This is a genomic window from Abyssibacter profundi, assembly GCF_003151135.1.
Lineage (GTDB): Bacteria > Pseudomonadota > Gammaproteobacteria > Nevskiales > OUC007 > Abyssibacter > Abyssibacter profundi.
The window spans coordinates 136569-155913 of the sequence record NZ_QEQK01000006.1; the positions used below are offsets into that span (position 1 = coordinate 136569).

The 19345-nt window shown below is 63.1% G+C and carries 20 protein-coding genes and 2 tRNA genes; 19 read left to right on the top strand and 3 right to left on the bottom strand.

Annotated elements, in window-relative coordinates; genetic code table 11:
* The first annotated feature begins 52 nt into the window (after positions 1–52).
* The 16 genes from DEH80_RS08315 to DEH80_RS08390 all read left to right on the top strand — a co-directional run bounded on the left by DEH80_RS08315 (position 53) and on the right by DEH80_RS08390 (position 14831).
* Entirely contained in the window at positions 53–892 is an 840-nt protein-coding gene (locus DEH80_RS08315; RefSeq protein ID WP_109720033.1) for a sulfite exporter TauE/SafE family protein, read from the top strand.
* Positions 889–1593 carry an MBL fold metallo-hydrolase gene (locus tag DEH80_RS08320; protein ID WP_109720034.1) on the top strand — a complete coding sequence of 235 codons (705 nt, stop codon included), beginning with the start codon at positions 889–891 and terminating at the stop codon, positions 1591–1593. Before DEH80_RS08315 ends, DEH80_RS08320 begins: the two co-directional genes overlap by 4 nt.
* A gap of 35 nt (positions 1594–1628) precedes the next feature.
* Positions 1629–2018: a YeeE/YedE family protein gene (locus tag DEH80_RS08325; protein WP_243412775.1), complete on the top strand. Its 390-nt coding sequence runs from the start codon at positions 1629–1631 to the stop codon at positions 2016–2018.
* Entirely contained in the window at positions 2015–2422 is a 408-nt protein-coding gene (locus tag DEH80_RS08330; RefSeq protein ID WP_109720036.1) for a DUF6691 family protein, read from the top strand. Before DEH80_RS08325 ends, DEH80_RS08330 begins: the two co-directional genes overlap by 4 nt.
* Positions 2423–2503: 81 nt before the next feature.
* Positions 2504–3439: a LipP1 family hormone-sensitive lipase gene (lipP1, locus tag DEH80_RS08335; RefSeq protein WP_207774537.1), complete on the top strand. Its 936-nt coding sequence runs from the start codon at positions 2504–2506 to the stop codon at positions 3437–3439.
* 158 nt (positions 3440–3597) lie between these two features.
* On the top strand, positions 3598–4392 hold the full coding sequence (gene phhA / locus DEH80_RS08340; protein WP_109720037.1) for a phenylalanine 4-monooxygenase: 795 nt from the start codon (positions 3598–3600) through the stop codon (positions 4390–4392).
* 51 nt (positions 4393–4443) lie between these two features.
* Entirely contained in the window at positions 4444–5553 is a 1110-nt protein-coding gene (hppD, locus tag DEH80_RS08345) for a 4-hydroxyphenylpyruvate dioxygenase (protein ID WP_369122172.1), read from the top strand.
* Between the two features lie 6 nt (positions 5554–5559).
* Positions 5560–6708 carry a homogentisate 1,2-dioxygenase gene (locus DEH80_RS08350; RefSeq protein ID WP_109720039.1) on the top strand — a complete coding sequence of 383 codons (1149 nt, stop codon included), beginning with the start codon at positions 5560–5562 and terminating at the stop codon, positions 6706–6708.
* A gap of 33 nt (positions 6709–6741) precedes the next feature.
* Positions 6742–7758: a fumarylacetoacetate hydrolase family protein gene (locus tag DEH80_RS08355; RefSeq protein WP_109720040.1), complete on the top strand. Its 1017-nt coding sequence runs from the start codon at positions 6742–6744 to the stop codon at positions 7756–7758.
* The gene (gene maiA, locus DEH80_RS08360) at positions 7758–8396 is read left to right on the top strand and encodes a maleylacetoacetate isomerase (protein ID WP_109720041.1); all 639 of its coding nucleotides are present in this window, start codon (positions 7758–7760) and stop codon (positions 8394–8396) included. The genes DEH80_RS08355 and maiA overlap by 1 nt, the downstream gene beginning before the upstream one ends.
* The gene (locus DEH80_RS08365; protein WP_109720042.1) at positions 8393–10318 is read left to right on the top strand and encodes an acetoacetate--CoA ligase; all 1926 of its coding nucleotides are present in this window, start codon (positions 8393–8395) and stop codon (positions 10316–10318) included. The genes maiA and DEH80_RS08365 overlap by 4 nt, the downstream gene beginning before the upstream one ends.
* 47 nt (positions 10319–10365) lie before the next feature.
* A tRNA-His gene (locus DEH80_RS08370) sits at positions 10366–10441 on the top strand.
* Positions 10442–10447: 6 nt separating this feature from the next.
* Positions 10448–10523 (top strand) — tRNA-Lys (locus DEH80_RS08375).
* Between the two features lie 202 nt (positions 10524–10725).
* On the top strand, positions 10726–11961 hold the full coding sequence (locus DEH80_RS08380; RefSeq protein WP_109720043.1) for a hypothetical protein: 1236 nt from the start codon (positions 10726–10728) through the stop codon (positions 11959–11961).
* Between the two features lie 78 nt (positions 11962–12039).
* The gene (locus DEH80_RS08385) at positions 12040–13494 is read left to right on the top strand and encodes an oligosaccharide flippase family protein (RefSeq protein ID WP_109720044.1); all 1455 of its coding nucleotides are present in this window, start codon (positions 12040–12042) and stop codon (positions 13492–13494) included.
* A 71-nt stretch (positions 13495–13565) separates the two neighbouring features.
* Positions 13566–14831 (top strand): YncE family protein, encoded by a 1266-nt coding sequence (locus DEH80_RS08390; protein ID WP_207774538.1) that lies wholly within the window; start codon positions 13566–13568, stop codon positions 14829–14831.
* A 34-nt stretch (positions 14832–14865) separates the two neighbouring features.
* Here the strand turns inward: DEH80_RS08390 and DEH80_RS08395 are convergent, their stop codons facing one another.
* Complete coding sequence (locus DEH80_RS08395) at positions 14866–15264, bottom strand: YbaN family protein (RefSeq protein WP_109720045.1); 399 nt, start codon at positions 15262–15264, stop codon at positions 14866–14868.
* 25 nt (positions 15265–15289) lie between these two features.
* Positions 15290–15958 carry an SDR family oxidoreductase gene (locus tag DEH80_RS08400; protein WP_109720046.1) on the bottom strand — a complete coding sequence of 223 codons (669 nt, stop codon included), beginning with the start codon at positions 15956–15958 and terminating at the stop codon, positions 15290–15292.
* A 117-nt stretch (positions 15959–16075) separates the two neighbouring features.
* Between DEH80_RS08400 and DEH80_RS08405 the strand changes: the two genes are divergently transcribed.
* The 3 genes from DEH80_RS08405 to DEH80_RS17565 are packed head-to-tail and all read left to right on the top strand — an operon-like array spanning position 16076 to position 18379.
* Complete coding sequence (locus DEH80_RS08405) at positions 16076–17485, top strand: ATP-binding protein (protein WP_109720047.1); 1410 nt, start codon at positions 16076–16078, stop codon at positions 17483–17485.
* The gene (locus DEH80_RS08410) at positions 17482–17910 is read left to right on the top strand and encodes a response regulator (RefSeq protein WP_109720048.1); all 429 of its coding nucleotides are present in this window, start codon (positions 17482–17484) and stop codon (positions 17908–17910) included. The genes DEH80_RS08405 and DEH80_RS08410 overlap by 4 nt, the downstream gene beginning before the upstream one ends.
* Positions 17911–17920: 10 nt before the next feature.
* Positions 17921–18379 carry a DUF4124 domain-containing protein gene (locus DEH80_RS17565; RefSeq protein WP_279323121.1) on the top strand — a complete coding sequence of 153 codons (459 nt, stop codon included), beginning with the start codon at positions 17921–17923 and terminating at the stop codon, positions 18377–18379.
* 15 nt (positions 18380–18394) lie between these two features.
* Here DEH80_RS17565 and DEH80_RS17320 read toward each other — a convergent pair whose 3' ends face one another.
* Positions 18395–19279, bottom strand: a complete 885-nt coding sequence (locus tag DEH80_RS17320) for a helix-turn-helix transcriptional regulator (RefSeq protein WP_165831371.1) — start codon at positions 19277–19279, stop codon at positions 18395–18397.
* Positions 19280–19345 lie beyond the last annotated feature (66 nt).

Consider the following 19345-nt stretch of genomic DNA (forward strand, 5'->3'; position numbering starts at 1 on the left):
CGCAGTTCGGGGCTGATTGTGCGGTGTCTATAGCTTATGTATCATACCCCCTATGGTATATGAAGTCGCAATCACCGCCGTTCTGGTGGGCTTGCCGGTCGGGCTCGCGCTGGGGCTGACCGGCGGTGGTGGGTCCTTGTTGGCCGTGCCGCTGCTGATAGCGTTCATGGGGTTCGCGCCGGAGCAGGCCGTGCCGCTTTCACTGCTGGTCGTTGCGTCGTCCAGCGCCCTGGGGTCGGTATGGGTGCTCCGGGCGGGGCAGGTTGAACTGCGTCCGGTGTTGGTGTTCGCCATGTTCGGCCTGATGACCGCCCCGCTGGGGCTCAAGCTTGGGGCATGGTTGCCATCGTCGTTGTTCGTGGGGGCGTTTGGTGCGGTGTCGCTGCTGGTTGGCGGGCTGATGTGGCGGCAGGCCGGAACACCCCAGGCGGTGCCACCTCGAGCAGGTGCCGGGCGCGATGAGACGGCGGCGGTGTGCGCGCTACGTGATGACGGTCAGCTCCGGTTTTCGGCCCCCTGTGCGGCGGTGTTGGCGCTGGCGGGGGCTGCCACAGGCCTGTTGACGGGTGTTCTGGGTGTCGGAGGCGGCTTTGTCATCGTGCCCATGCTGGTGGCGGTGACGCAGCTGGGGATTCACCGGGCGGTGGCGAGTTCGCTGCTGATCATCACCGTCATCGCCTTGGGCGGCGCGGTGTCGGCGGCCGTCTCAGGGCAGCTTGTCATGGCGCCCGGGGTCAGCGGTTTTCTCGCCGGAGGACTAATGGGCATGGCCGCGGGCAGGGCCATTGCCCCACGGCTGCCGGGTGGCTTACTCCAGCGCGGTTTTGCTGTTGCCATTGTCATCGTCGGTTTCTACATGATCTGGAAACGCGTAAGTGGAGGTTTCGCATGATTTTTCGGCAGTTGTTCGACTCGACTTCAGGAACCTACAGCTATTTGCTGGCAAGCCGACGTGGCGGCGAAGCCTTGTTCGTGGACCCGGTTCGTGAGCAGATGCCGGCCTATCTGCAGCTGTTGACAGAGCTGGATGTCCGTCTGGTGCATGCGCTGGATACGCATACGCATGCCGATCACGTGACCGCCTTGGGAGCGCTGCGCGATGTCACGCAATGCCGCACTGTCATGGGTGAGTTCAGCCGGGCCGATTGCGTCGACCACTATCTGTCGGATGACGAGACCTTGGATGTCGACGGTATTCGGCTGCGAGCAATCTACACACCCGGGCATACCAACGAATCCTTTAGCTACTGGATCGGTGGTCCGCAGCCCGCGGTGCTGACCGGCGACGTGCTGCTGATCCGAGGGACCGGACGCACCGACTTTCAGGGGGGCGATGCTGGCGCGAGCTGGGATTCCATTACCCAGCGACTGTTCCCGTTGGGCGACGAGACGCTGGTCTATCCAGGCCACGATTACAAAGGCTGGACGTGCTCGACCATTGAGGAAGAGCGCCGCTTCAATCCGCGCCTGGCTGGCCGAACACGTGCCGAATACATCGACATCATGGCCAATCTGAATCTCCCGGATCCCAAGATGATGGACGTGGCCGTGCCCGCTAATTTGGCCTGCGGTCAACCAGAGGGGCGCGACTGAAAATGGTGGAGCATCCAAACATTGCAGGTGGTCTCATGGGCGGCTTGCTCATTGGTGTGGCCAGTCTGCTACTGCTGATCACCACCGGGCGCATCGCGGGAATTAGCGGAATCGTCGGTGGTGCATTGCGTGGGCCTGACCGGGGCTGGCGGCTGGCTTTCGTGGCCGGGCTTTTGGCGGCCGGTGCCGTCGGCTTCCAGGCGATGCAGGGCGTCGATTTGAACATGCAGGCCGGCGGCGGTTGGTTGGTGGTCGCCGGACTGCTGGTCGGCCTGGGCACGCGGATGGGCTCGGGCTGCACCTCCGGGCACGGGGTGTGCGGGCTGGGACGGCGGTCGCCGCGCTCCGTTGCGGCGACGGTTGTGTTTATCGCGGTGGGCATGGTCACCGTGTTTGTGACCCGCCACCTGCTGGAGTGGCTATGAACAGCTTGCTTGCGGCTTTGGCGGGCGCGCTGTTTGGCGCCGGCCTGCTGGTCTCAGAGATGGTCGACCCGGCGCGGGTTCTGGGTTTTTTAGATGTCGCCGGCAACTGGGATCCAACCTTGATGTTCGTCATGGGTGGCGCGCTGGCCTGCACCGTGCCGGGGTTCTGGTGGGCCCAGCGGCAGCACCAACCGCTGCTGGCAGGCGAATTTCACTGGCCAGCGACCACCGATATCGACACCCGTCTCATCGCCGGCGCTGCGCTATTCGGCATGGGCTGGGGAGTGGCCGGGCTATGCCCCGGGCCCGCGGTGGTGGCGGTGACCAGTCTGAGAGGCGATGTGCTGTTGTTTGTTGCGGCCATGTTGATCGGCCTGGCTGTGCCGCTGGAGCGTCGCAGCTAGGCGCCTACCCGCCGTGGGGGTTGCAGCCCGGGCAAAGCTGCGGTTGGCTTGCGTCTCCACAATCACAATAGGGGAGACACCATGCCATTGGATGCACAAATTGCCGGCTTTCTGCAGCAACTGGAGGCGGCCGGCGCGCAACCGTTCCATGCCTTGCCGCCCGTCGAGGCGCGCGAGGCCTTCAGCAAGCTGAATGCCATGCTGCCGGGCTCTTCCGCGCCGGTCGCGAGCATCGACAACCGCAGCGTACCCGGTCCTGCCGGTGAGATTCCGGTGCGGGTGTACACCCCCGAGGGCGACGGTCCCTTTCCCGTGCTGGTCTATATCCACGGTGGCGGGTTCGTCATCGGCTCGCTGGATGACTACGAGCCGGTGTGCCAGGAGCTTTGCAGCCGCGTGGGGTGTGTGGTGGTCTCGGTGGACTACCGACTGGCACCTGAACATCCGTTTCCTGCGGCACCGGACGACGCCTTTGCCGCAACGCAATGGGTGGCCGGTCATTGCGTGGAATTGAACGCGGACCCCACACGCATCGCCGTCGGTGGCGACAGTGCCGGCGGTAATCTCGCAGCGGTTGTTGCGCTGCGGGCGCGCGAGGCCGGCGGTCCGGCACTGGTCGGCCAGTTGCTGATCTACCCGACGGTGCAGGCAGGCGAGGTGACGCCCTCCATCGAAGAGAACGCTGAAGGCTACCTGTTGACGCGCGCCGACATGGAGTACTTCTTCAACCATTACGCGGGCCAGGAAACCGACCTGAACAACCCCGATCTGGCTCCGCTTCGATCAGACAATCTGGGCGGGCTGCCTCCGGCCTGGGTGCGAACCTGCGAGTTCGATCCGTTACGCGACGAAGGGGAGGCCTACGCGCAAGCGCTGGAGGCGGCTGGTGTGCCGGTCTCGGCGCGTCGTATCGACGGGTCCATTCACGGGTCCTGGAGCTTCTTTACCGTGCTGGCCCTCGGCGGCGTGATGATGGATGAAGCCGTGGAGTGGTTGAAGAGCCGATTCACCGCCTAGGGCATGTCGGCGATTGCGTCCTGCGTACCCTGTGGTGCGTAGGACGCGGGGCCTGGGTCATCCGGCCAGCGGTTCTCTGCAATCTCGTATACTCCCACCCATCATCATTGAATCGAGCGTGATGACTCGTGACAGGGTCACGCGCTGGTGGAGACAACATGGGCAAGAGTACGGATTACACCGCTCGCCAGCCCGACGCATTCGGTGTGGTGCGCTACACCGAGGAAGAAGACGAAACCTGGGCCATTTTGCTGAAGCGGCAGATGGCAGCGATCGAGGGCAAGGCCTGCGACGCGTACATGGATGGGCTGGAACGGCTGCAGTTTCCTGCGGACCGCATCCCCCAGCTCGACGACGTATCACGTGTGCTGCAAGGCTGCACGGGGTGGTCTGTGGCCAGGGTTCCTGCGCTGATTCCATTCAGCGAGTTCTTCCAGTTGCTGGCGAATCGACAGTTTCCCGCGGCGACCTTCATTCGCAAGCGGTCGGAGCTGGATTACCTGAAAGAGCCGGACATCTTTCACGAGCTGTTCGGCCACACGCCGTTGCTGACCAATCAGCACTTCGCGGATTTCACCGAGACCTACGGCCGGCTGGGGCTTGCGGCCAGCAAGGAAGAGCGCGTGTTTCTGGCGCGCCTGTACTGGTTCACCGTCGAATTCGGCCTGATCGACACCCCCCAGGGCATGCGCATCTACGGGGGCGGTATCCTGTCCTCCATTGGGGAGACCGAGCATGCCTTGTCGGATGTGCCGCAGCGGCAGCCGTTTGATGTGATGAATGCGCTGCGCACGCCGTATCGCATCGACATCATGCAGCCGCTTTATTACGTCATCGACTCGCTGTCGCGCTTGTCCGAGCTGACGCGTATGGACCTGATGGCCTGCGTCCATGACGCGCAGCGCATGGGGTTGTTCGAACCTCTTTTTCCGCCCAAGGCCGCGACGGCCTGACCTGACTCGGCAGCCGCGCAAACGGCGCTGCCGCACGTGGAGACCACACAGATGAATGCAACTGCACAACAGCAGATGAGCAAGACCGCCGATTCCATCAACCCGCTGGGCACCGATGGTTTCGAGTTTGTTGAGTACACCGCGCCAACCCCTGAAGGCATCGAACAGCTGCACGCACTGTTCCGCTCGCTCGGGTTTAAGGCGATTGCCAAACATCGCAGCAAGGATGTGACGCTGTACCGCCAGGGCGACATTAATTTCCTGGTCAATGCGACGCCGTATACTCATTTCGCAGCATTCGCGCGTGCACATGGGCCTTGCGCCTGTGCCATGGCCTTCCGGGTCAAGGACGCCAAGGCTGCCTTCGAGCATGCCGTGGCCCAAGGGGCCGTGCCATTCGAGGCGCCGACAGGCTTCATGGAGCTGAAGATTCCTGCGGTTTATGGCATCGGCGATTCGATTCTGTATTTCGTCGACCGCTACGGCAGTCACACGATTTACGATGTCGATTTCGAGCCGCTGCCCGGTGTTGAGGACCAGCACCCCAGCGGAGTCGGCCTCAAATTACTGGATCATCTGACGCATAACGTGAATCGCGGCAACATGGATGTGTGGTCGGGTTTTTACGAGCGCATCGGCAATTTTCGTGAGATTCGCTACTTCGACATCGAAGGCAAGCTCACCGGCTTGTTCTCACGTGCAATGACCTCACCCTGCGGCAAGATCCGGATTCCGATCAACGAGTCATCGGACGACAAGTCCCAGATCGAGGAATTCCTGCGTGAATACAATGGTGAGGGCATCCAGCACATTGCCCTGGCCACCGATGACATCTACGCCACGGTGGAGGCGCTTAAGGCTGCCGGCACCGAATTCATGGATACGCCGGATACCTACTATGAGAAGGTTGATGAGCGTGTGGCGGGCCATGGCGAAGATGTGAGCCGCCTGCAGCGACTGAAGATTTTGATTGACGGCGCGCCGACCGAAAACGACGGCATCTTGCTGCAGATTTTCACCCAGACGGTGATCGGTCCGATCTTCTTCGAAATCATCCAGCGCAAGGGCAACGAAGGCTTTGGCGAGGGGAATTTCAAGGCCTTGTTCGAATCGATTGAGGAAGACCAGGTTCGCCGCGGCGTCATCCAGACCGAGAGTTAGGCCGTCATGTCACGCCGCTGGATGCAGTACCCGCACCGCGAAGGCACGGTCTCGCGCCAGGCGCATGCCGACTTTCCGGACGAGGCACCCTATGAACGCGAGGCTGGACGCTCGGGCTTCTTCGGCCCGACGGCGCACTTCCACCATCGTCGGCCGCCAACGAGCTGGACGCGCTGGGAGGGCGAGCTCAGGCCCCGGGCCTACGACCTGACCGCCTTGCCCGTGGGCGATCAAAGCCCCTGGTCGGCGCCAGCGCTGCTGCATAATGCCGCCGTGCAATATCGCTTGTGGCGGCTGGATGCGCCGATGCCGGCGCTGGCCCGTAATGCCGACGGTGACGAGCTGCTGTTCGTGCATGCGGGGGGCGGCGCCATGCATTGCGACTATGGTCATCTGGAGCTGGAGCAGGGGGACTACGTCGTCATCCCGCGCGGCACCATGTGGCGATTGGAGCCATCCAGCCCCATGACGCTGCTGATGATCGAGGCGACCAACGACAGCTATCAGCTGCCGGAAAAAGGGCTGGTCGGGCCGCAGGCCATCTTCGACCCGGCCATGCTGGATGTCCCGGCCATTGACGAGGCGTTTCTGGCGCAGCAAACCGACGACGCCTGGACGGTGGAGATCAAGCGCCTGGGGCGGGTGTCGCGGGTGCATTACGACTACAACCCGCTGGACGCCATCGGCTGGCATGGCGATCTCGCGGTATCGCGCATTAACTGGCGGCATATCAGGCCGCTGATGAGTCATCGCTACCACCTGCCGCCCTCGGCGCATACGACGTTTGTGGCCGGTCGGTTCGTCATCTGCACCTTTGTGCCGCGCCCGATCGAATCGGACCCGGGCGCGTTAAAGGTGCCGTTCTTTCACAACAACGATGATTTTGACGAGGTCATCTTCTATCACGCGGGCGACTTCTTCTCGCGTGACAATATCGAGCCGGGGACGATCACCTGGCACCCCAGTGGGTTCACGCATGGCCCGCATCCCAAGGCATTAGCGGCCGGTCAGGCCAGTGCCAAAACATTTACCGAAGAAGTCGCGGTGATGCTGGATACACGGGATCCCCTACAGGCCGGCCCGGCTCTGGATGCCGTGGAACTCAGGGCCTATGCGGATAGCTGGCGCACCGGCACGGTGCCCTCAGACCGCTGATCCAACTCATCGCAGCACGCAAAGGAAGATTGCATGAAACTAGCCAGTCTCCGAGATGGCACCCGCGATGGCCGCTTGCTGGTGGTCAGCGCCGACTTGTCCGAGGCAGCGCTCGCACCGTATGTGACGCTGCAGGCAGCGCTGGATAATTGGGAGGAGGCGCGGCCGCAGCTGGAGATGGCGGCCGAGGCGCTGGCAACCGGGCGCATGGATGATGCGTTTCCGTTTGACGCTGCCGCCTGCGAATCGCCATTGCCACGCGCTTATCAATGGGCTGATGGCAGTGCTTACGTCAACCATGTGGAACTGGTCCGTCGCGCCCGGGGCGCGGAGCTGCCGGAGAGCTTCTGGACCGATCCGCTGATGTATCAGGGGGGTTCCGATGGCTTTCTCGGGCCGCGGGACAGCATCGACATTTTCGACCGTAACTGGGGCACCGACTTCGAAGCCGAGGTCGCGGTGGTCACCGATGATGTGCCTATGGGCGCCTCGCCGGAACTCGCCGCCGAGCGCATCCGGTTAATCATGCTGGTCAACGATGTTTCACTGCGGAACCTGATCCCCGGCGAGCTGGCCAAGGGGTTTGGCTTCTTCCAGAGCAAACCGGCCAGCGCGTTCTCGCCGGTGGCGGTCACGCCGGATGAGCTGGGCGGTGCCTGGGACGGTCGCAAGCTGTTCGGCGAGTTGCGCTCTTCGCTGAACGGGGCGCTGTTCGGTTGCCCGCAGACCGGCCAGGACATGACCTTCGACTTCCCCCAGCTCGTTGCCCATGCGGCTCGTACACGCAGTCTTTGCAGCGGAACCATCATCGGTAGCGGCACCATCTCCAATCGGGGTGAGGATGGCGGGCCTGGCAAGCCGGTGAGCGAGGGCGGGCGGGGTTACAGCTGCATCGCCGAGCGGCGCATGCTCGACAAGATCGAAACCGGCGATTTCAAGACACCGTTTCTCAAGGATGGCGATACCGTGCGGATCGAGATGCTGGACGATGCGGGGCAGAGCATCTTCGGCGCCATTGAGCAGACCGTGGCCGAGGTGGAACGCCGCTGATGCAGCTCTACAGTTACTGGCGGTCCTCATCCAGTTACCGGGTGCGTATCGCCCTGGAACTCAAGGGCATCGCGTATCGCTTGCGGCCGGTGCATCTGGTTCGTGACGGGGGCGAACAGCGCCAGCAGGCCTACACGGCGATGAATCCGCAGGGCTACGTGCCTCTGCTGGTGGACGGTGAACTGCAACTCACGCAGTCGCTGGCCATTATCGATTACCTGGATTCGGTCCAGCCCGATCCACTGCTGGTCCCACCGAGCCAGCCGCAGCGGGGTCGCGTCCTCGCATTTGCCCAGACCGTTGCCAGTGACATCCAGCCCTTACAAAACCTGAGCGTGCTACAGCATCTGACGACAGCCCTGGGTCATCCGGCCGAGATGCGTGCGCAGTGGTCGGCCTACTGGATTGGCAAGGGATTGTCGGTGCTGGAGCAGATGCTTAGCCACCAGTCCGGTGACTACTGCTTTGGTGATACCCCCACGCTGGCCGATGTGGTGTTGATTCCGCAAATGTACAACGCGGAGCGCTTCGGACTCAGCATAGAGGACTACCCCAGGCTGGCCCGGGTGACCCGCCATTGTCGTGACCTGCCGGCGTTTCAACGCGCCCATCCCGATGCCCAACCGGATGCCGAATGATTCAACCTCTCTGGACACCTTCTGCCGAGCGAATCGCCAACAGCGGCCTGACACGATTTGGTGACTGGCTCCGTGCCGACGGGCAGCCTGTGCAAGCGGACTACGAGGCGCTGCATCGCTGGTCGACCCGGCACCGGGGCGCGTTCTGGCGCAGCATCTGGCGCTTTGCCGATGTGATCGGCGAGCCAGGCGAGCGCGACGTGACCGTGCCTGAGGACAAGCTGCCGGACACGCGATTCTTTCCCGACGCGCGGCTGAATTTCGCCGAGAACCTGATTGAGCGTGGGCGGGACAGCGACCTCGCGATCATCGCGACCGGGGAGGGCGTCCCCGACCGTGAAATGACCCGGGCCGAACTCCGCATGTGGGTGGATCGTGTCGCGGGTTGGTTGCAGGACCAGGGCGTGGTCGCCGGCGACCGGGTGGTGGCCGTGATGCCCAACCTGCCCGAAACGCTGGTCGCCGCACTGGCCGCGGCAAAAATCGGCGCCGTGTGGTCATCCTGTTCACCGGATTTTGGCATGCAGGGCATTCTCGATCGCTTCGAGCAGATTCGGCCCACGGTGCTCATCGCGGTGGATGGGTATCGCTACGGCGGTAAGGTCTTCGACGTGCGCGAAAAGTTGGAAGCCGTGCGGGCTGCCCTGACCACGCTGAAGCGCGTGGTCATGGTGGCGTATCTCGGGGAGACGCCGCCGCCTGGCTGGCTGGACTGGGCAGAGCTGGAATCGGAGGGTTGTGATTACCAGCCACTGCCATTTGATCACCCGCTTTACATCCTGTTTTCCAGCGGCACCACAGGCCAGCCCAAGTGCATCGTGCATGGGGCAGGCGGTACCTTGCTGCAGCATCTCAAGGAGCACCAGCTGCATTCCGACATCGCCCCGGGTGATCGGGTGCTGTACTTCACGACCTGTGGCTGGATGATGTGGAACTGGCTGGTGTCGGTGCTGGCCAGCGAAGCCACGGCGGTGTTGTACGAGGGTAGCCCGGCCTTTCCGGAGACCGGTGTGTTGTTCGATGTGGCCGAGCGGCACCGGGTCGGTTTGCTGGGTGTTTCAGCCGGCTGGATCAATGCGGTGCGGCAAAGCGGTCTGCGTCCGGTCGACAGCCACGACTTGTCCCCGCTCAAGACGATTTGCTCCACGGGATCGCCACTCTCCCCCGAAGGGTTTGCGTACGTTTACGAAGCGATCAAGCCGGATGTGCAGCTGGCGTCGATTTCGGGGGGCACCGACATTGTCTCCTGCTTCGTGCTCGGCAACCCGACCGCGCCGGTGTTCGAGGGGCAGATTCAATGTGCCGGGTTGGGGATGGATGTGGATGTCGCCGACGAGCAGGGGCGCTCGCTGCCGCCGGGTGAAAAAGGGGAACTGGTTTGCCGCTCGCCGTTTCCATCCATGCCCGTGGGGTTTTGGAATGACCCCGATGGCGAGCGTTATCGCGCGGCGTATTTCGAGCACTTCCCAGGGGTCTGGCACCACGGCGACTTTGCGGAAAAGACGGAGCAAGGCGGTTTCATCATCCACGGCCGTTCTGACGCCACGCTGAATCCCGGCGGGGTGCGCATTGGGACCGCCGAGCTCTACCGGGTGCTGGAGCGCATGGGCCAGATCAATGAGGCCGCAGCCATCGGCGCTGCGGTCGATGGCGATGTTCGCATCGTCTTGTTCGTCGTCACCCGAGATGGGACGCTGGATGATGAACTGGCAAGAGCGATTCGTACCCGCCTGCGCAGTGAAGCATCACCGCGCCACGTGCCGCGGGATATCTTCGCCGTCGATGCGATCCCCAAGACCCGGACCGGAAAGACGGCCGAACTGGCGCTGAAAACCTGGATCGAGGGCGGGGTGGTTCGTAACCGCAATGCACTGGTCGGGGCCGAGTTGTTCAATACCCAACCGCCAGCATTGTCACCTTAGCGCAATCTCACTATACTTCGCGCCCCACGCCGTTCCGGCTGGCGATGGTGGGCGTAGCTCAGTTGGTAGAGCCCCGGGTTGTGATCCCGGTGGTCGTGGGTTCAAGTCCCATCGTCCACCCCATCTAATGGGCCGTTAGCTCAATTGGTAGAGCAGAAGACTCTTAATCTTTTGGTTCGGGGTTCGAGTCCCTGACGGCCCACCAAGCCCAACCCGGTGCACGCACTGGGAAAAACCCGCCGCTGGCGGGTTTTTTATTGCCCGATGCATTTCGGTGGTTGCGGCCCAACGCGGGCGTTTCCGGATCGAATTGGTTAGCATGCACAGGCGGTGTAGAGGTCATGACGAGCCCTCCGGCCCGTCATGGGTCGGGACGTTTCCTTCGTAGAACGAGTGCTGTCGAGCGGATGCGCATAACGCAGATTCGGTTTGAATACGAGCAGGAAGAGCTGGTGCTACACGCCCGGCTGGACTGGGAAGACAATGCGTATTCCGGCGAGGATTTGTTCGTTCGTTATCACGGCGCCCTTGAAGCTTCGGCGCTCGGTGCAGCGAATGCGTTTTTCATCGCTGCGGCCATTCCCGCCATGGTGTTCGGGGAGGCACGTTTGACCCTGGACCAGCCGGTCTGCCCAACGCTGCGACGTAACATCGGGACGGCACTGAACTGGTTGAACCACTGGTTCGCGTTAAGAGACCAGCCACTGGAATTGGAGGTGGAGACGGTGGAGGCGGCCGAACTGCAGGCCGCAGCGGTCACCGCCAGTTACTTCTCGGGTGGTGTCGACTCCTGGGCAACGCTGCTCCGTAATCATCGGCAGTATGCGTCCGGTCACCCGGGGCGGATCCGTCGATGCATGAGCGTCTACGGGCTGCAACGTGGCATTACCCGGGAGAACTTCGATGCCGCCACGGCAGTGTTACAGGAGGTCGTTGCCCAGCTTGGAGTCGAGTTGCTGACGGCGGAGACCAATATCTACCGGCACTGGATGGACCGAGATCCCGGGTTTTTCTATTGGACCAGGACCTATAATGGCGCCGCGTTGGCGGCTGTTGCCCAGGGGGTGCCAAGCCAGCTGAATCGGGTATTGATCGCATCCTCGGACCACATGCGCTCGATGGAACCCTGGGGAACCCATCCGCTGCTCGATCCCTGTTTCAGCAGCCATGACCTGCAGGTCGAGCACGATAGCATCGACATGTCCCGGCTACAGAAAACCCGGGAGATCGCTGGGTCCCCTTTGGCGCTGGCGCACCTGCGGGTCTGCGATGTGCAACCGCCACCCGGCTTTTTCAACTGCGGGGCCTGCGAAAAATGTGTGCGCACGATGATGATGCTCGAGGGGCTGGGCGCGCTACGTGGCTCGGGCCTGTTCCCGGTCGACCGGCTGGAGCCCTCGACCCTGTTGCGTTACGGCAACATGGATCTGGAGTTTGAGGATTATCTGGAGACATTGCCGCTGTTGCTGGAACAGGGTCGCGAGGACTTGCAGCGCCCCATTGAGATCCTGCACCGCCGACAGCGCGAACTGGATTTTCGCGGATTACTCAAGCGGCTGGACCGCAGGCTGCTTGGCGGTTGGCTACGTCGCCGCTATGGACATGTCGGGTACCTGTCCGCGCCGGCTCAGCGGGGACGCTAACATCGTCATTGCGCGCAACCCGCGGAGGGTCATGCATCGACAGTCCGTGCCGCGCGGGAAGGCTTTTCCGGATTGTCCATGCAGTTGACGCGGCTGTCCCGCTGGCTGCTGTATCTAGGCAGCGATGCACTGGGCCGCTTCGTGCTGCAGGTCGGTTCCACGGTGGTGTTCGCACGCCTGCTGGCCGAGGAGGCATTCGGGCGCTCCGCGCTGACGATTGCCTGGATTCAGGTGCTGGCCATCCTGGTTTGCGCACCGTTCGAGGAGGGCCTTGTGCAGCGGCGCGTGGTCCGCAAGGCGCATTTCAACGCGTGTCTGGCCGCCGCGTTGGTGTTGGCCGGCACGTTCATCACCGTGTTGGGTGCCGTGGTGAGCATGGCGCCGCGCGGGTCGGGCGACTGGGCCGACGTTGCTGTTCCGATGTTGGTATTCTCGGCGATCCTGCTGGCTGAGGGGCCCGTGGCCATTCTCACGGCCGCTGCCCGCCGGTCGCGGCGATTCCAATTGATCGCCAGCGGCAATTTCCTCGGTCTGACGCTGGGCACGGGCATCGGGCTAATGCTGGCCGTGCAGGGGGCTGGACTCTGGAGTCTGCTGGCAGTGCGGCTGGTTGCCCGGTTCGTGCTGGCAGGCTGGCTGGGGTGGCGAATCCGTCTCCGTTTCATGCCTCGCTGGTCATGGGCTCGGCTGGGCGAGCTGAGGCACTTTGCCGGGTGGCACACCGCTGATCGCGGGCTGACCGTGCTGTCGGATGCCGTGTTCCAGTCGTTGGTCACCGCCTGGCTCGGAGCCGCCGCCAATGGCTATCTCAACATGGCGACCAGGATTATCGAACCGATCCGCGGCATGACCGGCTCAGCCAGTCACAATATCGCGATGACGCAGTTTTCCCGGCTGCAGGAATCACAGACCGAACTCAGGGCGGCGATGGCGCAGGCAGTGACACTGACCTCACTGATACTGGTGCCCGTCTTTCTTGGCCTGGCCGCGACGTCGGACAGCCTGATCCGGCTCTTGGCGGGGCCCGACTGGGCACCGGCGGTGTCCATCGCGGTGCTCTTCGGGGTGGCAACAGCGTTCCAGGCTCCTTTCGAGTTTGTCCACACGGCCACCGCCGCCCGGGGGCGAGCCGACCTGGGTTTCTACACCAGTATGTTCAACCTGCTCATTCTGGTCCTGGCGTTCTGGTGGCTGAACGGGCTGGGCGTCATCGCGATCGGACTGGCTCGACTGGGGTACTACCTTGCCGATACGGCCTGTGCCCTGGTCATTGCGCGTGGCCTGTTCCGCGCCCGGCCGGTCAGGCTGCTGCGGGGGCTGGCACCGGCGGTGGGCTGCGGCACAGCCATGGCGCTGGTCATCGCAGCATTGCCGGCGGGGCTCCCTCCAGGCTGGCCGGCGGCGGGCGTGCTTGCGTTGCAGGTGCCTTTGGGAATCGCTTTGTTCACCGGCCTGGTGTGGCTGGTGGCGCGGCCTCAGCTACGGACTGCGATGACCATGCTGGTCAATCGAGATTCGGGCAGCATGGATTGACTCCCGTCACCGGGCTGGTGATCGATCCGGTGATTCGGGATCATGGGGCGACGAGGGACTGAGGAGGGGGCATGCTGAACGACAAGATGAAGTGCCGGGCTTGGACCGGCTGGGTCATCATGCTGGTGATCACCGGGCTGGGCCTGACCGGGCCCGGGACCGGACACGCTGCAGCGCCCGCGCAGAACGCGCAGGGGCAGCCTGTTGTGTTGGTCGGCAACAACTGGGATGGCACGGCCGATGTCTTTGATCCCGTCAGTTTTGAGGTGCTCAAGCGCATTAATGTCGTGCCTGACAAGGCCGAGCGACTGGCCGAGATCGAAGAGGCTGGTATCAAGCGGCGGGTGCTGTTCTGGTTTATCCGCGAGGTGATCGGCGAGGGGCACCTGCAGATGGTGGACGACTTGTTCACCTCCAACGACGGCACGCGACTGTTCGTGTCCCGGCCCAGTTTTGCGGATGTGGTGGCCATCGACGTGCGCAGCGGCGAGATCGTCTGGCGGACTCCGGTGGCCGGCGCCCGGGCCGATCATGCCGCCATCTCACCGGATGGAAAGACATTGCTGGTCTCTGCCTCGCTGGGCAATGTGGTGCATGCCATCGACACCGAGACCGGGGACATCGTCGGTGGCTTCGCATCCGGCGACCAGCCGCATGAGAACACCTACTCGCGCGACGGTCAGCGGATTTATCACGCCAGCATCGGCAAGGTGTATCTGCCGTTCACCTGGTCCTGGCTGGATTGGATCAAGGGGGAGCGTGTGTTCCAGGTGGTCGACGCAAACAGCTACGAGATTCTGTCCCGAGTGGACATGGGCGAAAAGCTGGAAGCATTCGGCCTGGACTGGATCGATTCGGCGGTTCGTCCCATGGCCATCAGCCCGGATGAGGCCTATGCCTATCTGCAGGTTTCTTTCTTCCACGGGTTCTTCGAGTACGACCTCAACAGCGAGCAGATCACGCGCAAGCTGGAGTTGCCCATCCCGCCCAAGATTGCCGAGCTGCCGTATCGTGATTACCAGCTGAATTCCGCGCATCACGGATTGGCGATGAATCATGCCGGCACCAAGCTCTGCGTGGCGGGGACGATGTCAGGCTATGCAGCGATCGTCGATCGCGAGACATTCGACTACGAGATTGTGACCCTGTCAGAAGACCCGCTGGGCGCAAAGCCGTACTGGTCGACGGAGAGCGCGGACGGTCGGCATTGCTACGTGTCGGTGAGCGAACAGGATCGGGTGTCCGTCATCGATTTCGAGACCGCCGAAGAGATTGCCAGCGTGCCGGTGGGTGATCACCCGCAGCGGGTGCGCAATGGACAGATGGTGTTGAACTAGTTCTTCAGCCGAGCGCCTGTCCGGTCATCGTCGGCTAGTTCGATGGCCCGTCGCTCGCTGGGGCGGGTTCGGGGCGACGCCAGAGCCAGGTGCCGACGCCGACCAAAATCACTAACAGGCCGGTGCTAATGCGCCAGTCCCGGGTCGTCGCGGTTGTGGTCAACCAGCTCAACACCATCATCCATGTAGCCAGCCGCTTGGCCGATCGCGGTACCGTGCCGTGGTCGCGCCAGTTGCGAATCGCCGGTCCGAATCGGGGGTGTCGCTCGAGCCAGGCCTGCAGCCGCGGTGATCCCCGTGTGGCCGCCCAAGCGGCCAGGAGGATGAAGACCGTGGTGGGCAAGCCCGGCAATACGATGCCGATCAAACCGAGCAGCAGGCAGGTGTAGGCCAGTAGCCACCACAGCAGGCGGCTCAGCCGGGGGCCGGTCATCGGCAGATCCGGGCAGGTTGATGTGCTACCAGGGCAGCGACTCCCCGTTGGCGTGGAGAAACTGGCCGGTGGTGTCGATGTCCAGCGCCTCGATGCGGGCTCTAAGCCCTTGGGCAGCTTGCGCAGGAGACACCTGCCCCTGGTGCCCGGTCATGTCGGTTCGAACGTAGCCTGGGTGCAGCAAACCCACGGCGATCCCGTCGCCGCGCAGGTCCTGAGCCAGCGATGCGCCGATCGCATTGAGCGCCGCCTTGCTGGAGCGATACCCGTACATGCCGCCGGAACTGTTGTCGGTGATCGAGCCCATTCTTGAAGTGATCAGTACCACCTTGCTGCCGGCGGCAAGCTGCGGGCGCAGCGCGGTGGTGACGCGCAGGGGGCCGAGTGCATTGACTTCAAACTGCTGGCGCATGCGGTCAAAGTCAGGCGCGGGTAGCGATTCACTGTTCAGAATGCCGGCATTGTTGATCAGCACATCGATTGGCGGCAGCGTCGCTGCCTGCTGACCCAGCTGTTCCACCGCGACATCCTGACCCACGTCGATCCCATCGACGATGGATACGCCGAGTGCCTGCAGGGGCTCGCTGGGGCACCGGACCACGGCGATGACCTGTGCGCCATCTGCAGCATATTGCCGCGCGAGTTCCAGGCCGATGCCGCGGTTCGCGCCGGTAATGACGACAGTTAGACTCATCGGGGCGTTTCCTCACAGTGGGGACAGGCGCACGCTAGGGGGTTGTCGGCCAGGGTGCAACGCCACCCCGGTGGAGCTTTACACTGCGCTCAGTCGAACCGGGCTAGATTACGCGGGATGAACGAGGGGATATTTCATCGACAGGCGGACTCCGGGCGGCGTGCGCTGACAACCTACACGCGCGGCTACGTTGTGGCGCTCAGTCTATTGGCGCTGCTGGCAACTGCCCATCTGGTCGTCAAACGCTGGTCCGTTGAGGCAGCGGCGGCCAGCGCTACGGTCATCAATATCAGTGGTCGGCAGCGCATGCTGAGCCAGCGAGTGGCGCTCATGGCGACGCGTCTGCGCCAGGAGCGCATTTTGGGGCGCGTGCAGGCCTCGACGCAGCAAGCACTGCGGTCAGCGGCCGATGAGTTTTTGCAAAGCCACCTGGATCTCTCCCGCGGCAATGCAGACCGGGGTATTCCGGTGCCCGTGGCAGACAATGTGCTTGCGGCCTATTTCAGCGGCCAGCCGTCTCTAGATGAGCAAATTCGCCAGTATGTGGCTCAGGCACGGCAGGTCGCGGATGACCGGGTCCTGAACGAAGCCTCGTTGCCGATTTTCTCCGAAGCGCCCACACAACTGCTCCATCTGCTGAACGAAGTGGTGGCGCTGAACGAGGCCAACGCACATGCAGCCGTGGCGAGGATTGATCGCCTTCAAATCTGGTTCTGGGCGTTGACGCTGCTCACGCTGCTGCTCGAAGGCCTGTTCATTTTCAGGCCCATCGTGCGGCGGAGTCGTGCGAGTCTCGCTGCCCGGGAGGTGGAAAGCGCGCGGCTGGCCGAGGCCAGTCACGAACTGCGTGAATTTGCCTATCGCACATCCCATGATCTCGTCAGCCCGATGACCTCGATTCAGGGAACCGTTCAGGCTGTTGAGTTGTTGCTGGAGCGGGGAGATGGCCGCCGTGCGCGTGAAGGCTTGGCATTAATTGACCAGACTGCCCAGCGGGCCAAACACCTGGTGCGAGATATCGAAGCGTTGTCGGGGGTGGGCGCCGGTTCGCATGAAGAGCCGGCCCAGGATGTTTGCGCCGTGCTGGACACCGTCTGCGAGGAACTGGCGGACGAGGCCCGGCAGCGCGGCGTGCAACTCATCGCCGAGCTGCAACCGGTCGGGGGCTGGCCGGTGTCTGCGCTGGCACTGCGTCAGATCGCACATAATCTGATCCACAATGCCATCGTCTATGCCGATCCCGACACGGCCGTGGAGTCGTTCGCCGAGGTGCACCTGGAGCAGGTCGACGATGTGCTGCTATTGACGGTCGAGGACAATGGTGTGGGTGTTGAACCTGCACAGGTCGGCCGGCTTTTCGGCCTGTTCGAGCGATTCCGTCCCGATCTGGCCAGTGGCTCCGGGCTGGGGCTGTATCTGGTCCGAAAGCTGGTTGAGCGTTGCGGGGGAGAAGTTGGCTACCATGCCTGCCATCCCGGCAGCCGATTTGTAGTGCGGCTGCCGCGCAACGGACTCGCTATCGAATGAAACCCATCCGCTACTTGTTGGTCGAGGATCAGGCACCGGACCAGTTTTACACGGAAGTCCTGATTCGGAATGATCAGCCCAAGGCCACGGTGGAGGTCGCCGCGGACGGACGGCAAGCGCTGGACGCATTGATGCGCGCCAGTGATCTGGCTCCGGTGGGCGCCGTGCCCGCACCTGATGTCATTTTGCTGGACATCAACATGCCGCGGATGAACGGTTTTGAGTTCCTGGATGCCTTTACCGATGCGGTGGCCCACGGTCGCCTGAAGCAGCGGCCGATTATTCTGATGCTCACCAGTTCGGAGGGTGTTGCTGACCGTGATCGAGCCAGCCGCTACGACTGTGTCCAGGGCTATCTGGTCAAGCCCATCGATATCGCGACCCTTAACCAGCTGCTGGCGGGGGCGATGGATGCGACCGAATAGGCAGGGGCCGATGAGAGGGGGGCGGCTACTCGCCGCATTGCTGCTAGTTGGTGGTTGGGCGAGTAGCTTAGAGGCATCGACGGCGTATATCTGTCGGGACGCAGCCGGCCATCAGTCGATCCAGGATCGACCCTGCGCGGGCAGCCAGGACGGACGCACGGTGGAAATCGAATCGCGCCCCGACAGTGCCCCCGTCACACCCAGCCGCTCCAGTCTGCCGGGTGATCGCTCCGCTCGGCGGCCATCGCAGACGGTACAACGCCGCTGGACCGCCCGTGACGCATCGCGCTGCAGGCAGTACCAGCAGGGCAAGTTTCAGCTGCAGTCGCGTATGCGGGCGGGCTACAGCGCCAAGGAAGGCGAGCGACTGCGGGCCGGGTTAGACAAGATCAATCGCATGATCGACGAGCGCTGCCGCAGCGTGCCTCAGCAGTTCTGGGTGCAAGGCAATGCCAGCGCTCGGCCCTGAGCAGGGCAGCTGTCGCTAGCTGGCGCGGCTGCTGGCCTGCCGTGGCCGGTTCAGGGCCTCTGCGTTTTCGTTCAGCCACTCCACCAGCGCTGAGCGTCGGCTAATGCCGAGTTTGTCGTAGACCTTGTACAGGTGCGTGGAGGCCGTGGATGGCGCCATGTCCAGTTCGCGGGCCACTTCCTTGAAGGTCATGCCGGACGCGATGAGCCGTGCGACTTCCAGCTCTCTGGGCGACAAATCCGGCAGGCGACGATCGGGCCGCACGCGCAGCTGGATGTGGGCCGAATTGGGCTGAACGTAGAAGAACAAGCCCTTCCAGGTCATGCCATGACGCAGCACATTCGGCGAGGTATCCAAGGGCATGGGCAGACGGCGTCCATCCCAGTCGGATTCGACGCGCCGGATCAGTTGGCGGAATCGCAGGTTGGCGAACAGGACATGCCCGTCTTGGTCGACCGATGCATGGCCGAGATCCTCACCGCCGCTGCGTGCGTCGGCCAGCCGCATATCGACCTGCCCATGCAGTTCCACCGCGAGTTTCAGCGTGGAACAAAGCGCCAGCATGATGTCCGGGTCAGGCAGGCAGGCCGCTGTCTGCGCCCGCAATGTGAACCGATGAATGCGTCCATCCTCATCGATGTCGACGTGTTGCGGCGAGACGGTGTCGCCCGGTGACTCAGCCGGCCAAGTTGCTACGCGAGCCCATTCATCCACTTCGGCCTGGATCACCCAGCTGATCTGCGCAATGCCCAGGGCAGGGCACATTTGCTGGGCAAGCTGCGAAAAAGTGTCGAGATCAGTTGGAGACGCCGGGTCGACCGGGGCGATGCCCTGCTGTATCGCGGATCGCTGAATCGCAAAAAACTGATTCCAGGTGATCGGCTCAGCTGCTTGGGTCATGCACGTTGCTCCAACTGCAGAGTCGTAGTTTCTACGACCGTAGTTCTTACGATCATAGGCCTTACG